Annotated in this window: 13 protein-coding genes; 1 reads left to right on the forward strand and 12 read right to left on the reverse strand. The window is 49.3% G+C overall.

The window, feature by feature from the left end; translation table 11 throughout:
• Positions 1-16 precede the first annotated feature (16 nt).
• The 5 genes from Q1A40_RS08375 to dnaB form a co-directional block, all read right to left on the reverse strand.
• A complete protein-coding gene (locus Q1A40_RS08375) occupies positions 17-832 on the reverse strand; it encodes a Cof-type HAD-IIB family hydrolase (protein WP_299999189.1) in 816 nt (271 codons plus the stop codon).
• A 372-nt stretch (positions 833-1,204) separates the two neighbouring features.
• Positions 1,205-2,794, reverse strand: coding sequence for a PTS sugar transporter (locus Q1A40_RS08380; protein WP_299999190.1), 1,590 nt, complete (start codon positions 2,792-2,794; stop codon positions 1,205-1,207).
• Between the two features lie 294 nt (positions 2,795-3,088).
• Positions 3,089-4,282 carry an amino acid aminotransferase gene (locus tag Q1A40_RS08385; protein WP_299999192.1) on the reverse strand — a complete coding sequence of 398 codons (1,194 nt, stop codon included), beginning with the start codon at positions 4,280-4,282 and terminating at the stop codon, positions 3,089-3,091.
• 59 nt (positions 4,283-4,341) lie between these two features.
• Positions 4,342-5,421, reverse strand: coding sequence for an alanine racemase (gene alr, locus Q1A40_RS08390; RefSeq protein WP_299999194.1), 1,080 nt, complete (start codon positions 5,419-5,421; stop codon positions 4,342-4,344).
• A gap of 77 nt (positions 5,422-5,498) precedes the next feature.
• Complete coding sequence (gene dnaB / locus Q1A40_RS08395; protein WP_299999196.1) at positions 5,499-6,905, reverse strand: replicative DNA helicase; 1,407 nt, start codon at positions 6,903-6,905, stop codon at positions 5,499-5,501.
• A 78-nt stretch (positions 6,906-6,983) separates the two neighbouring features.
• On the opposite strand from dnaB, the gene Q1A40_RS08400 reads away from it, so the two are divergent.
• Positions 6,984-7,967, forward strand: coding sequence for a quinone oxidoreductase (locus Q1A40_RS08400; protein WP_299999198.1), 984 nt, complete (start codon positions 6,984-6,986; stop codon positions 7,965-7,967).
• A gap of 214 nt (positions 7,968-8,181) precedes the next feature.
• Here Q1A40_RS08400 and dusA read toward each other — a convergent pair whose 3' ends face one another.
• The 7 genes from dusA to Q1A40_RS08435 form a co-directional block, all read right to left on the reverse strand.
• Complete coding sequence (gene dusA, locus Q1A40_RS08405) at positions 8,182-9,213, reverse strand: tRNA dihydrouridine(20/20a) synthase DusA (protein ID WP_299999200.1); 1,032 nt, start codon at positions 9,211-9,213, stop codon at positions 8,182-8,184.
• A gap of 164 nt (positions 9,214-9,377) precedes the next feature.
• Entirely contained in the window at positions 9,378-9,662 is a 285-nt protein-coding gene (locus Q1A40_RS08410; protein ID WP_299999201.1) for a HigA family addiction module antitoxin, read from the reverse strand.
• Positions 9,662-9,940 (reverse strand): type II toxin-antitoxin system RelE/ParE family toxin, encoded by a 279-nt coding sequence (locus Q1A40_RS08415; RefSeq protein ID WP_299999202.1) that lies wholly within the window; start codon positions 9,938-9,940, stop codon positions 9,662-9,664. The genes Q1A40_RS08410 and Q1A40_RS08415 overlap by 1 nt, the downstream gene beginning before the upstream one ends.
• A gap of 210 nt (positions 9,941-10,150) precedes the next feature.
• Positions 10,151-10,888, reverse strand: coding sequence for a DUF6708 domain-containing protein (locus Q1A40_RS08420; protein WP_299999203.1), 738 nt, complete (start codon positions 10,886-10,888; stop codon positions 10,151-10,153).
• A gap of 84 nt (positions 10,889-10,972) precedes the next feature.
• A complete protein-coding gene (locus tag Q1A40_RS08425) occupies positions 10,973-11,728 on the reverse strand; it encodes a DUF6708 domain-containing protein (RefSeq protein ID WP_299999205.1) in 756 nt (251 codons plus the stop codon).
• A complete protein-coding gene (locus tag Q1A40_RS08430; protein WP_299999207.1) occupies positions 11,725-13,392 on the reverse strand; it encodes a hypothetical protein in 1,668 nt (555 codons plus the stop codon). Before Q1A40_RS08430 ends, Q1A40_RS08425 begins: the two co-directional genes overlap by 4 nt.
• Entirely contained in the window at positions 13,393-14,682 is a 1,290-nt protein-coding gene (locus Q1A40_RS08435; protein ID WP_367275733.1) for a T6SS effector BTH_I2691 family protein, read from the reverse strand.
• Between the last annotated feature and the right edge of the window lie 287 nt (positions 14,683-14,969).

Below are 14,969 nucleotides of genomic sequence, written 5' to 3' on the forward strand. Positions count from 1 at the left end.
GCAATTCACGCCTTTTCTATGCTCGCGAAATAGCCCAGTTAACCGCCACTGCAACTCCGTGCTGATTGTTATCACTTGTCACAAAGGTCGCGGCTTTTTTCAAGCGCTCAACTGCATTGCCCATGGCGATTTTAATGCCTGCAATATTAAACATCGGCAAATCATTATGCTGGTCGCCAATCGCAATAATATCCTGTTCGACAAGATTAAGGCGTTGTTTAATAAATGCCACGGCATGCCCTTTATCAATTCCTGTCGGCTGAATATCAATATAGTTCTCACCCGTAGCCATGCTGCTAAAACCTGCTGGCATATCTTCCGCTAACGTCTGCTGATATTTCAGGATGCTCTCTTTATCGCCACAGACCGTGATTTTACAAATATCAGAAGCCTGATAAATTTCCGCCTGAGTCGATTGCTGCAAAGGTAAACCAAACACTTTAGCTTCATATTCCGTAAAGGAAGACAGTGGTTTATGTGCAGGATAGATAAGCTCAGTGGCAGTAAAAAAGTGATGAGGATATTTATACAGGCCGACAGCGCTATTAATATCACGCATATCCATGCTATTCATAAGCCCTTCAAATAATATTACATCTTCTTTCGTATCAAATACCTGACTGCCATTAAAACCTGCTACATAACGCACCAGAGAGAGGACTTGCTGCTCTTCCAGGAGTTTTAGCAAGGTTACCAGTGGACGCGCCGAACACACGATAACCTCACCACCCGTATGGTCAATAAAATCAGCCAGTGATTGGCGATTCTCTTCACTAATTTGCCCGGCAGAATTGAGCAATGTTCCGTCCATATCGATAGCTAATAATTTCATGGTATTGATTTCCAATCAGGGGAAATATCCCCACTAAGAGAGTTAAATAACCGTACAAATTCTATGACTGTAAATAAATTTCAAATATTGAGATCATTATTTATACCCAAAATAATTCGAGTTGCTTGTAGGCACCCAGTTCAGCCCGTCGATGAGCATAGATAAACTATGTGATTCGGCGGGCTGGACGCAGGTAACACCCAAGCAACTTGAAGTATGACGGGTATATAACCAGAATAATATTACCGCAGATTCAAAAACATAGCGAAACTGACAATAATCATCTTCACATTTTAATAACACATACTCTAAATAATCCGCGAGGTCTTAACGTAGGCGACAACCAGGCGGATTAAGTATGGCAGACTTAACCTATTCAGCTACTGCCGCAGATTGTTCTTGCTTTACGACCGCTTTAAACCGGTTTGCTACCAGTGTAGTAACACAGGTCAGCACCATCACGACTGTCATAATAATGGCCATATTCACCGTATCGTTGGACATAAAGGGTGAGACAAAAGCCGGGACATAGGCAATACCCATAACATTGAAATAGCCCAGCATCATGCCCCCCAGTCCTGAGAACAGAATGGCGGCGATAAACACCACTTTATTGGCAAACATAAATGGATAAGCCGACTCAACGAAGGTCCCGAATCCAAGGTTAATCAACAGCCCAGGTGTGGCAACGGCTGCTTCGCTTTTATCACGGGGAGCAATCACATTCGCCAAATTAATACCTGCAGCAACCATCACCAGTCCAACCATATCCACGGCACCGAGGAAGCTAACACCGGTTTTTTCCATCTCCAGCAGAACCAGTGGCAGGATAACGGCATGATAAACGCCCGCCAGAATAGCAGGCCAGATAACCAGACCTGCCAGCAGACCGGCAAGAATTGGACTGTAAGCCAGGGTAGCAGCCAGGGCGTCTTTAATGTAATCGCCCACGACCAACGCCAGCGGGCTGAGCAGATAAAACATAATTAAACCCGCAGCCAGCCCCGATATCCCCCCGGCAACAATATTGACGGTGGTGGTCGGAAAGCGCCAGCTCAGACAGAGTTCAAACAGATAACGAACAAAGATACCCGCCAGTAAACCACCGACAATCCCGCCAATTACCCCCCCTTCGACCGAAAGAACCCCGGCAATAATCCCGGAAACAATCGAGACTTCATCTAACTCAGAAACCTGCTTGGCAGCCAGAACGGCAACCAGCACAGGCAGTGCTTTAAGCATAATTTCAAAGACATCTTTGAGTTTTTCAAATCCAGGAATATGACTGGCCGCCAGTACTATCGCCATGGCAATAAATCCTGGCAAAGCGGGGATCATAATGCCGCGGATATTGCAGCGCTGCATCAGACTCTTATTTGAGCGCTGGCTACCCGACATATCTCCGGACAGATTAGGACGATATTTAATGCCCCAGTGTTTCGCCAGAGAAGCAACAAAGGAAACCGCGCGGGTTCGGTTAGTGGTTCCTGTTGTTCCTGAGGTTGCAATGACTTTTGCGCCCGTTGCGGCGATTAATGCCATTGATGTCCCTCCGGTTCCAACCACTGGTAGCTGGATTTCAGCGGCTGCCTGAAAGACTTGCTGATTAGCGCTGGTCGGGTCAGCACTCATCACGATTATGCCATCAATATTGCCGTTGCGAATTTCCCGGGCAATGCGGGCATCCATCTCTTTAGCGGCATCATTGACGGCCGACAACGCCCCTGCAAACGTACGTTTTGGTGATGTTCCATTGCCGTCAGGCAGACTATAGAGGCTGGCAGGTGTCGTCAGTTTGACGCCATCCATTGATGCTTCGGCTGCGATAAACTGTACCGCTGCAACTTCAAGGCCTGCGGCATCACACTGAACATAAATCTCTGCCAGTAATTTTTCAGGAAAAGATCCACCGAGATTATAAAGATTCCCTCCACTGCTCCCGATAATGGCAATTTTTTTCATATCGTTCTCTTAGATAAGATGTTCTTTTGAGCAGGTCTTTGTTTTGTATCTTTTTGAAAATAAGACAAAAAAAACCGACAAAAAGACATTAGTTTTATAAAATTTTTAAAATGAATAACGAGGATATAACACGATGATTAAATAAGGGAATCAGTTATTAATAATCATTAACAATGCCAGAACAACATCATTAACACTAATGCCTACTGATGAATAGCGGTAAATAATGGCAGAGAATAAGTCAGAGATAATAAGCCCTTGTTACCGCAGTAATAAGAGCTTATCCGTCGCAACTTACATTACAGCGGCAAAAGCCTGCGCTACGCGCTGTACGTTATTGTGATTAAGACCCGCGACGCACATACGACCGCTGGCGATCAGATAGATACCAAACTCTTCCCGTAATCTGTCTACTTGCGCAGCACTCAATCCGGTGTAGCTAAACATACCGCGCTGTTGTAGCAGATAATCGAAGTTACGATCGGGGATTTCTGCTTTCAGTACATCCACCAACACCTGACGCATTTCCAGAATACGGACACGCATCTGCTCAACTTCGGCCAGCCAGCTGGCTGTCAGTTGCTCGTCATTCAATACTGTCGCGACAACTTGAGCACCAAAATTCGGTGGGCTGGAGTAATTACGACGCACTGCCGCTTTCAGCTGTCCCAGCACACGCTCGGCTGCGTCCGAATCTTCACAGACGACAGATAAACCGCCAACACGCTCACCATACAGAGAGAAGATCTTAGAAAATGAGTTGCTGACCAGTGCCGGTAAACCCGCATCAGCAATCGCCCGAATAGCATAGGCATCCTGCTCCATACCTGCACCAAAGCCCTGATAAGCAATATCAAGGAAAGGGATCACATTACGGGCCTTCAATACTTCGATAACCGCATCCCACTGACTATTAGTCAAGTCAGCCCCGGTCGGGTTATGGCAGCAAGGATGCAGCAAGACAATGCTTTGCTCAGGTAAACCGTTCAGCGTTTCCAGCAGCGCATCGAAACGAACCCCTTTGCTCTCGTCATCAAACCAAGGGTAGGTATTTACTGTAAAACCGGCCCCGGAGAAAATGGCAATATGGTTTTCCCAGGTCGGGTTGCTGACCCAAACCTGTGAGTCAGGAAAATAGGTTTTCAGGAAGTCAGCACCCACTTTCAAGGCCCCCGAACCACCCAGAGTCTGAATGGTAGCGATACGGCCTTCACGTAACGCCCGGTTATCGCTGCCGAATAATAACGGCGCAATGGCGGAACGATAGCCACTTAAACCTTCCATTGGCAGATAAAGAGAAGCCCCGTGTGGTGCGGCATTGAGTTTTTCTTCTGCGGCAGCAACTGCCTGAAGCTGAGGAATCGTCCCCTCTGCGTCGTAATAGAGGCCAATGCTCAGGTTTACCTTATCCGAACGCGGGTCTGATTTGAAACGTTCCATCAACGACAGGATGGGGTCGCCTGCATAGGCGTCAACTTTTTGAAACACTTTGGGGTTCTCCTGGTTTACAGTCGTGTGCCTCACCACTGTAAACCAGGCAGGGACAATCAGTCCAGATACTCCATCACTGCGCGTGATGTCAGTCTGGTGACAAGTTCGTAAGCACTCACCTTTGTGATTTCAGCAATACGCTCAACGGGTAAGCCATCTCCCCACATCACCACGCTATCGCCGGGTTTATCCTGTGCTCCGGGTCCTAAATCAACAGAGATCATATCCATTGATACACGCCCGACGATTGGCACTTCGCGACCGTTCACCAGCACAGGAGTACCCGAAGGAGCACATCGCGGATATCCGTCCCCGTATCCCATCGCGACCACGCCCAGACAGGTATCACGTTCAGCAGTCCAAGTGCCACCGTAACCCACGGGCTCACCTTTTTTATGCTCACGGACAGCAATCAGATTAGAGCGTAATGTCATTACAGGCTGGAATCCTAGCTCATCCGCCCAGGGTTTATTTTCCAGCGGTGAAATCCCATAGAGAATAATCCCGGGTCGTATCCAGTCGAAATGAGATTCAGGCCAGAAAAGAATGCCATTGGAAGCCGCAATCGACAGCTGCGCGGGTTTATTTGCTGTGAAGTTTTTAAAAACAGACATTTGGCTTGAGGTCGCGTCAGATTCCAGCTCATCGGCCCGGGCAAAGTGGCTCATGATATTTACCGGCTGGCAGACATTTTTACACTGGCTCAAACGCTGATAAAAAGCCTCAGCCTCTTCTGGCCTGACCCCCAGGCGATGCATACCTGTATCGAGCTTCATCCAGACTCTGACAGGTTGTTCCAAAGTTGCCTGTTCTAACGCTTCGAGTTGTTGAATGCTGTGAACCGCAGTGTGAAAGTTTTGTGCCGCAATAGTCGGTAAATCTGCAGATTTAAAAAAACCTTCCAGCAACAGGATAGGTTTAGTTACTCCCCCGGCTCGCAGGCGCAGCGCCTCTTCAAAGCGTGCCACGCCGAAAGCATCAGCATCGGTAAGCGTCAGAGCACTTTCCAGTAAACCATGCCCATAGGCATTCGCTTTAACGACGGCAACGATTTCACTCTTTGGTGCCAGTTCACGCAAACGCTGTAAATTGTGTCGCAAAGCACGGCGATTAACCACAACAGTGGCCGCTTTCATATCTCTTCCTTGCTTAAAACAGGTTAAACATTTCCCTTGCACTGGTCAGGCAATAACCCGAGCAAAGGGTCAGAGAGCTATTCTTCGTCGTATTGTGGCCCGGCGTAGTTATCAAATCGTGACCACTGACCGTTAAAGGTCAGACGTACCGAACCGATCGGACCGTTACGCTGCTTACCAATAATAATTTCCGCAATCCCTTTCAGGTCACTGTTTTCGTGATACACCTCATCACGATAAATAAACATGATAAGGTCAGCATCCTGCTCAATCGAGCCTGATTCACGCAAATCTGAGTTGACCGGGCGTTTATCTGCACGTTGTTCCAGAGAACGGTTAAGCTGGGAAAGCGCCACAACAGGAACCTGTAGCTCTTTAGCCAGCGCTTTCAGAGAGCGAGAAATCTCAGCAATTTCTAAGGTACGGTTGTCAGACAGCGCCGGAACACGCATTAACTGCAAGTAGTCGATCATGATAAGGCTGAGCCCCTCATGTTCACGATAGATACGACGCGCGCGCGAACGCACTTCCGTCGGCGTCAGGCCTGAAGAGTCATCAATATACATATTGCGCTTTTCAAGCAAGATACCCATGGTACTGGAGATCCGCGCCCAGTCTTCATCATCTAGCTGGCCGGTACGGATACGTGTCTGATCGACTCGGGATAACGAGGCCAGCATACGCATCATCAACTGCTCACCGGGCATTTCAAGACTGAAAATCAGGACAGGTTTTTCCTGCAACATTGCCGCGTTTTCACACAGGTTCATCGCGAAGGTGGTTTTACCCATTGAAGGACGAGCGGCAACGATAATTAAGTCAGAACGTTGCAGACCTGCGGTTTTCTTATTCAGATCGTTATAACCGGTATCAACCCCTGTCACCCCGTCATGGGGTGTCTGATAAAGAGATTCGATACGTGATACGGTCGCTTCAAGGATCTGATCAATGCTTTTCGGGCCTTCATCTTTATTAGCACGATTTTCTGCTATCTGGAAAACGCGCGACTCAGCCAAGTCCAGCAGATCTTCACTGGTACGTCCCTGAGGATCGTATCCGGCATCCGCGATTTCATTCGCTACCGCGATCATTTCACGCACTACCGCGCGTTCACGTACGATATCGGCGTAGGCACCAATATTCGCCGCACTGGGTGTATTTTTTGAGAGTTCTGCAAGATAGGCAAAGCCGCCGACACTTTCAAGATGCCCCTGAAGTTCAAGTGACTCAGACAGGGTGATCAGGTCGATGGGCTTGCTCATTTCCAGCAGGCGCTGCATTTCAGTGAAGATGGTGCGGTGCGGTCGACTAAAGAAATCGTTGCTGACAACACGCTCAGAGACATTATCCCAGCGTTCGTTATCCAGCATTAAGCCACCCAACACCGATTGCTCTGCCTCAAGCGAGTGTGGCGGCATCTTCAGGCCTTCGACCTGGCGGTCGCGAGGGGCAGAAGGTTGGTTGAAGGGTTTTTTTACTGCCATAATGAAGGAGTTACCAGGTTCATAGTAGAAGAGTTGAAGTATAACCAGTCTTTACCCCCGAAGACACTAGGAGTTTCTATGGCAAAGCGTATTCAGTTTACTCAGCATGGCGGGCCAGAGGTACTACAGACTGTTGATTTTACGCCTAATCCCCCTGCTGATAATGAAGTTCAGGTAGAAAATAAAGCGATTGGGATCAATTACATTGATACTTATATTCGCAGCGGTTTGTATCCCCCCCCGTCGCTGCCGAGCGGCCTGGGTACTGAGGCGGCGGGTATCGTTAGCAAAATCGGTCGCAATGTCACCCATTTAGCCGTCGGCGATCGTGTGGTCTATGCTCAGTCAGGTTTAGGGGCTTACAGTACGGTACATAACGTGCCCGCAGCGAAAGCCGCAAAACTACCGGACGCCATCTCTTTCGAACAGGCTGCGGCGTCTTTCCTGAAAGGATTAACCGTTTACTATTTGCTACGCAAAACCTATCCCATAAAGGCGGGGGAAACCTTTCTGTTTCACGCCGCAGCAGGTGGCGTAGGGCTGATAGCCTGCCAGTGGGCAAAAGCACTGGACGCGAAACTGATTGGTACCGTCGGCTCTGCTGAAAAAGCGGAGCGTGCAAAACAGGCTGGAGCCTGGCAGACCATTAATTACCGTGACGAGAATATCGCCGAGCGTCTTCAGGTGCTAAATAACGGCAATAAAGTTGCCGTGGTTTACGACTCGGTGGGTAAAGATACCTGGGAAGCCTCGCTGGATTGCATACAGCCGCGCGGATTAATGGTCAGTTTTGGTAACTCATCCGGTCCGGTTTCTGGGGTTAATTTAGGAATATTGAATCAGAAGGGTTCACTGTATGTCACACGTCCTTCCCTGAACGGATATGTCACCACCCGGGAAGAACTTAGCGAAGCGAGTAGTGAACTATTTTCGTTGATTATCAGCGGTAAAATTAATGTCGATGTTCCCGAAAATCAGATGTTTGCGTTAGATGATGTGGTTCTGGCTCACCAGACTCTGGAAAGCCGTTCCACGCAGGGTTCCAGCCTGCTGATCCCATAAATCAGCCTGTAAATACAAAGAATTAGGGCTTCCCGTAGGAAGCCCTTTCTTTTTTTATTTCGTACTGTATGTAGGGTACAGCGCGATAAATGAGTAAAGCGCTAAGGATACTCTCAGATTTTGAATCTAATTAAAATGCGCTGATTAGGAATAAATACCAGCTTGTGATCGGCCCCTCAATCCCGCGCGCATTCTGACTATTTTTACTCAAAAATTATCGTCTGTTTTCAACTAATGACAGCGCTTGTTCGACAACGCTGACCCCGGCTCCGGGCTTATGCGCATTTTCACTTAAATAACGACGCCACTGACGCGCCCCTGGGATCCCCTGGAACAGACCCAGCATATGACGCGTCACATGACCCAAGTAAGTGCCTTTGGTTAGCTCATGTTCAATATAAGGATACATGGTACGCACCACGGCAAACGGACAAGGCTCAGGTTCAGTTGAACCGAATATTTCACGATCCACTTTCGCCAGTAAACCCGGGTTCTGATACGCTTCACGGCCAACCATCACGCCATCAAGATGCTGCAGATGTGTCTTAGCCTCTTCAAGCGTTTTAATGCCACCATTAATCGATAACGTCAGTTGCGGAAAATCGCGCTTTAACTGATAGACGCGCGGATAGTCCAGCGGCGGAATTTCACGGTTTTCTTTTGGGCTGAGTCCGGATAACCAGGCTTTTCGGGCATGAATGATAAACTCATTACATTCCCCTTTGCCGGATACGGTTTCAATAAAATCGCACAGAAAGGCATAGCTGTCCTGGTCATCAATACCAATACGGGTTTTCACCGTTACCGGAATAGAGACCACATCACGCATCGCTTTGATACAATCAGCGACCAGCTGGGCATCTCCCATCAGGCAGGCTCCAAACCGACCATTCTGGACACGGTCAGACGGGCAGCCAACGTTGAGATTAATTTCATCATAACCCCGGGCCTCCGCAAGCTTTGCACACTCCGCCAGCGCCTGTGGATCGCTCCCGCCTAGCTGTAAAGCAACCGGATGCTCTTCTTCACTGTAGGCAAGATAATCCCCTTTTCCGTGAATAATCGCGCCTGTGGTCACCATTTCGGTATACAGCAGGGTATGACGTGACAGCTGACGTAAAAAATAACGGCAGTGACGGTCAGTCCAGTCGAGCATGGGGGCAATGCTAAATCGTGAAGGACTATATTTTTTCGCTGTATCAATGCTGTTTTGCTGCAGGTTGGGTGATTCTTTATTTTCGGGCATGTTTGTCTTTATATCGTATTTTTGCTTGCCCAGTACACCATCGGTATGGTGTACCAGAATACAGGATTTGGCACTTACTATAGCATAGTGAGATGCTCGCTTGCTGGCGGTATATAAGAAGTAGATGGTGGCAAAAAAGCAATAACATGCCAAGGGGTGGAGTATCAGGCAAGGGCCAGTTTGTGCAAATGGCTAAGGTCGGTCTTTTGCCTGGCCTGATATAGACTGCAATTTATCTGTATTTTTAACCAAGTTTCAGGAGTACTGCCAATAACAGCAGACAGTCTCAAGGCCATTTCTGGCGTAACTGCGGTTTGACCTGATAGTAATCTGCTGGCTGTTGATGGCGCAATATTCATTGCCTTCGCAAACTGCCGGAGGCTCACATGCATATCTTCCAGTGTCTCTGCAATAATTTCGCCTGGATGGGCAGGGTTAGCCATTTTCATTAGTGATAATCCTCCAGGTTGACGATCTCTGCATCACCATCAATGAACTTGAAAGTACTACGCCAGTTACCAGAAACATTAATTGACCAGATGTTTTTGCGCTCCTCTTTAAGCTGATGCAGGTTATATCCAGGCATGTCGATCCCGTCTATGCCGTCAGCTGCATCAATTACGGTAAACCGTGTTCTTATGCGAGCAATCAATTTTTGCTCAATACCACTACTATCATCTTTGAGAAAAAAGTTTTTCAATCCTTTATGCCTAAAACTTTTAATCATGACACTATACGTGTTCCTCAATATGGAACGGCATAACATGTGTTCCACACTGTGCAACAGTCTTCCTTCCGAATTGGAAGCAAATAAAAAGAAGAAAGTGAAAGCAAGATATCTAACCAGAATTTCTTGTTGTGGTCGCTATGCCTGATATGTCACTGACTGCTTTATTTCCTTTCTCGTGTACTCGATAAGGGTCTTTGGAAAAGAAAATTATGCCCACTCCGGCACCGCTTTGGAGGCTTCATCCATCTCTTTCGGCCACTTTACGGTTTTGAACGGCGTCCAGCTGGGGGGTATATGCGTTCGCAGGGGTTTATCAGACACGGTCTTGCCCTGCATATACTGACAGCAGGCGCTCCACAAGCCGTAAACCTCATAAATATTGCCTTCCGTCCAGGTCAGGATAAACCGGTCTTTGACCAGATATGTCCCCGGCTCGCAGACTGCACAGTATATCCGGTGGCCCCAGTCAGCGTGCCCGGCCATCTGCACCCTTTCGCCCTGAATATCCGCCCAGTCAAATACCTTGATTTCCACCGGCCATTTCCACCAGGGCCAGAGTGTGTTCTTCTGTTCGTAAACATAGACTTTTTGCTGTTTACGGTTAAAACGAATTGGTGCTCCACGAACAGCAAAGAGTGCGGTTCTGAAGCCCCAAATAACGAATGAAAAAAGCGTAAAGTCGAGTAGCCCCCATATTGGATTTGGCAGGAAATAAATTTGTACATCAATCCACAGCAAAAAAACAAAGCATCCTAATAATAGAAAACTACCGATCCAGATCGCCCCCCACACAATATATCTGTCGCGGGGAATTTCCATCCACACATCGTTAATTTCATTGACCCGGATAAGCCTCGGAAAAACCATCTGCTCTTCTTCCGGATCCGGCAGGTCTTCACTCCAGTATCGGACCGGTTTAATCAGGCGGGATTTTTCGTTATTCATTACTTCACACTCCATTGTTCAGTTACATCACTGTTTACCCGGGATGTTTTTTTCATTTTTGGGGATAAAAGGACTTCCAGAAAATTATGCCCACTCCGGCACCGCTTTGGAGGCTTCATCCATCTCTTTCGGCCACTTTACGGTTTTAAACGGCGTCCAGCTGGGGGGTATATGCGTTCGTAGGGGTTTATCAGACACGGCCTTGCCCTGCATATACTGACAGCAGGCGCTCCACAAGCCGTAAACCTCATAAATATTGCCTTCCGTCCAGGTCAGGATAAACCGGTCTTTGACCAGATATGTCCCCGGCTCGCAGACTGCACAGTATATCCGGTGACCCCAGTCAGCGTGCCCGACCCTCTGCACCCTTTCTCCCTGAATATCCGCCCAGTCAAATACTTTGATTTCCACCGGCCAGCGCCACCACGGCCAGACACTGCACTGCTGCTCATAGACATACACTTTTTGTTGTTTGCGGTTAAAGCGCACTGGTGCTCCTCTGGCGGCAAATAGAACTGTTCTAAAACACCAAACCATCATGGACATTAATGGAAAAAATATCGTGAAGTAAAAAATAAACGACGAAGAATCAGAAAGCATGTCCATAACTACATATGGAGAAAGGATAAAATATATAAAACATGATAAAACAAGTATTCCCCCAAACCATAGAACGCCCCATCCATGATTAACGTAACGGGGAATTTCCATCCACACATCGTTGATTTCATTGACCCGGATAAGCCTCGGGAAAACCATCTGCTCTTCTTCCGGATCCGGCAGGTCTTCACTCCAGTATCGAACCGGCTTAATCAGGCGGGATTTTTCGTTATCTGTCATTTCACACTCCATTGTTCGATTGTGTCACTGTTCACCCAAGAGGGTACGGCCATGACCGTCAGCCCCATCCGGGTATCAGGGTCGGCGTTATCCAGCCAGTAATCAGCTACCATCGTTACGCCCGGCGTCCGGCTCTGTGCTGCCCAGACATTGCCCTCTATCACCAGCGCCGTGCCGTCAGGACTTATCTGTAGCATTCCAGGATAGCTGTCAGAAGCCCGAACACGCTGCTGATGATCGGCAATACCAGGCGCATTTTGTGACTGAGAGAACAACACCCGGTTATCGCTGTTACTGGTTACCCTTACCGACCAGCCCCCTCTGGCAGCATTCCAGCCCGGCAGGGCCACCCGGAACTCAATCCGGTTATACGCCACGGACTGAATTGGGGTGGTACCACCGAAAGCAACATTAGCCACCATCCCGCTACGGATAGCCAGGTAATTAGCCAGGGCGGCAGTCAGGTCAGTCTGGCTCTCCGCTTTCCACACCGGCAAAGCATTAATCGCCTCGTTGGGGATGCCAAAGCAGGTGCGTCGTAGCCAGATTTCAAATGGTGTACTCCGTAAAGCTTTTGCCTTAGTGGCCCAGACAGCTCCTGCCAGTAAAAGTAATGCAGCCCAGCCAATCGGTCCTAACACTAAAATACCAGATGCTGTTGTAGCGGTTAGGGAAAAGACACCAAGACCTCCAGAAAATAAAGCTACTCCTCCCCCAACAACTGAAGCAGCAGCAGAGGCTTGATAATATCTTCCAGCCTTGATGTCTCCATCATCAAGTGCTTCAGAGCCATGATGCCACTCCCTAATCCCCTCAACGATCCCGGCAATTCCCCCCAGTACCCCACCAAACCGCACCCCAAAAGGCACCTGTGCCGACTTACTCAGCACCAGCCAGTTTTCCTTAACCGCCAGCTTGGTCGCAAATCCCAGCATCTCGGTAAATCCTTCCATCATCAACAGCGTGCTGATGGTCACATCGGCGGTCACATCCACTTCGTTTCCGGTTTCCCGGCGCAACCGATCCTGTAGATCGTGCCAGCCATACATCTGGATAGCCATCAGCCCGGCCCCCATTATGAGTCCGACACCGTCACCGCTGATCACTCGTTTACCCAGCTCGTTAAACTTGGCCAGCTCTGCCTCCGTGGCTTGCATCACGACCCCGGCGTTTTGCCGCCCGCTCAGCGACAATTCAGAAACCGATATGTCATACAATGGCAGACTGGCCGCCGGCTGTGCCGCGGAAATGACGCGTTGCGGCAGACTCTCCACCGTCCCGGGTACCGCCACGCTCATTTTTACCGGCATATCCATCGCCTGAGCATTCAGAACGACCACGGCACCGGTAGCCGCAGCGGCGGTACCGCCCTTCGCGGCACTGTCTCCGCCGCTATTGAACCGCTGCTGCAGCTGGCGCAGTGTACTGGTATAATTCACGATGAAGGCGGGTTCACCGGCACTCTGCATCGCCGCCTGTATCATCCACGCCAAGCTTTTCCGCGTTGAGGGCGATAGTTCTTTGACCAGCCGTCCGGCTGAGCCGGATACTGCCAGCATCCTCGCGCCCAGCCCCTGCTGGACCCGTTTACTCTGCAGGGCTGCGTTAAATTCATCCGAAGTCAGCACGGTTTTGTAGTTACCGAAATTGAACACGTTATTCAATTATGACGGGTCCATTCCGGTAAAGCCCGTATAGGCTGGTGAAGTACCCGTTTCAAGCCAGTTCAGCCACACTTTGTCCGTCGCCGCCCCCATTGCCCCACCCTGCAGACAGACCGCCAGCGTGCCGTTCTGTGCCACCCAGCTGTGCACTCGCGTGTCCGGAGAATAGTCATGCTGAATCACCGTTAGCCATTCATCAGACTGATACCAGCCGGCAAGGTCGTTATCAACCGCCGTCAGTAGTGCCTGTGGCTGACTGAAACGCTGCTCAAACTCCCGCTCGAATGCCGCCCTGGCCTGCTCGTCATAGCTTTTTGCCAGCCGAACCTGCAGCGCAGCGAAGGTGTTTTTCGCCACATCCTCTTTCGAAATCATGATCGGCGATTTGCCAAATGAGGGTCCGGCCAGCACATACTCTGACGGCTTAAGGTCAAATTCCGGTTGCGCGTTCGCGTTAATGCCCGCTTTCAGCGAATCCATATACGAGGTGATAGCCAGTGAAATCAGGTGCCGGTGAAAGATACCCGGCTGTTCAAGATAAGCCTGAGTCGCCTCGGCTATCTGCATACGGGCGTTGTTTAGCTCCTGCACCACTCCGACGCTGTCATTCAGCACCAGCGCCGAGATCTGGCAGCGGTACTGCTCGCTCATGGCAATAATATGCATCCCCATCTGTCGCTGCTTATCACTGTCCATGCGCGGATAAAAACCGTGAATACTGCCCTCCACCTTTTTCCCTGTGCGGGAAGTATCCTGGAAGAATGTGGTCTCAAACTCAGCCACATTCGCGTTTAAAGAGTCCAGATCCGGTGTCAGTACCATTGCTTCCGGGACACTGCGCGGACTGTTTTTCAGGTCGGCGATGGAAATTTTGGTGAAACGGTTGTGCGGGCGCAGGGCATTTTTATAACCGTCCAGCACGGTTTTTGTCCATGGATCGGAGCTAAATGCCAGCCATGCCTCGCTGTAGCGCTGGTCATCAAGATTGATAAAACTGGTGATAACATCGTGTCCTGCTGTCCGGCAGGACTCTGAGAGCGGCGGTACGCTGTCACCTTCCGGCATATCATAGGGATGAAACTGGCGCATACAGCCAGCAGCGGTCACCTCATAGGCCTGCCAGACAGATTTATCGAGCAACACATACAGGTAGCCTATACGCAACGTACGCAAGGCGTATTTGAATGCCTTACCGGACAACGGCACGGTTTGTGCCGGCACAGTTGGATGCCAGTCAGTTCTCACCATGCATTCCGGCACGGCGGCAACTCTCAGTGGCAGTATGGGGATCCCGGTTCACTGACAGGCTTTGCAGCCTGAGGGGGTTGAGGCCGCCTGGCGAGCTGCGGCGGAATTTTTCATCACCTGCGCTTTTATATCCATTCAGAAAATATCCCTATTCTTTGTGGTGTTTATATCCTCATCATACACCGGTCCGTACGGGGCATAAAGAAGGGCATTAAGCAGGAGGCAAACAGGGGCTTAAAGATTTACCCTGTGCGTTCACCAATATGCCGCTTAATTCTTCATTTCCTTTCCCTTATGGTACTATATTGAGTCAAATATCGGGAGAGACT

Source organism: uncultured Cedecea sp. (assembly GCF_947498825.1).
Lineage (GTDB): Bacteria > Pseudomonadota > Gammaproteobacteria > Enterobacterales > Enterobacteriaceae > JGM124.

What these genes read in the sequence shown, in the direction of transcription:
- Q1A40_RS08380 (WP_299999190.1), bottom strand. Translation starts at nt 2,794, where the DNA reads ATGAAAAAAATTGCCATTATCGGGAGCAGTGGAGGGAATCTTTATAAT.
- dnaB (WP_299999196.1), bottom strand. Translation starts at nt 6,905, where the DNA reads ATGGCAGTAAAAAAACCCTTCAACCAACCTTCTGCCCCTCGCGACCGC.
- dusA (WP_299999200.1), bottom strand. Translation starts at nt 9,213, where the DNA reads ATGCCCGAAAATAAAGAATCACCCAACCTGCAGCAAAACAGCATTGAT.
- Q1A40_RS08400 (WP_299999198.1), top strand. Translation starts at nt 6,984, where the DNA reads ATGGCAAAGCGTATTCAGTTTACTCAGCATGGCGGGCCAGAGGTACTA.
- Q1A40_RS08375 (WP_299999189.1), bottom strand. Translation starts at nt 832, where the DNA reads ATGAAATTATTAGCTATCGATATGGACGGAACATTGCTCAATTCTGCC.
- Q1A40_RS08420 (WP_299999203.1), bottom strand. Translation starts at nt 10,888, where the DNA reads ATGAATAACGAAAAATCCCGCCTGATTAAACCGGTCCGATACTGGAGT.
- Q1A40_RS08410 (WP_299999201.1), bottom strand. Translation starts at nt 9,662, where the DNA reads ATGAAAATGGCTAACCCTGCCCATCCAGGCGAAATTATTGCAGAGACA.
- Q1A40_RS08415 (WP_299999202.1), bottom strand. Translation starts at nt 9,940, where the DNA reads ATGATTAAAAGTTTTAGGCATAAAGGATTGAAAAACTTTTTTCTCAAA.
- alr (WP_299999194.1), bottom strand. Translation starts at nt 5,421, where the DNA reads ATGAAAGCGGCCACTGTTGTGGTTAATCGCCGTGCTTTGCGACACAAT.
- Q1A40_RS08425 (WP_299999205.1), bottom strand. Translation starts at nt 11,728, where the DNA reads ATGACAGATAACGAAAAATCCCGCCTGATTAAGCCGGTTCGATACTGG.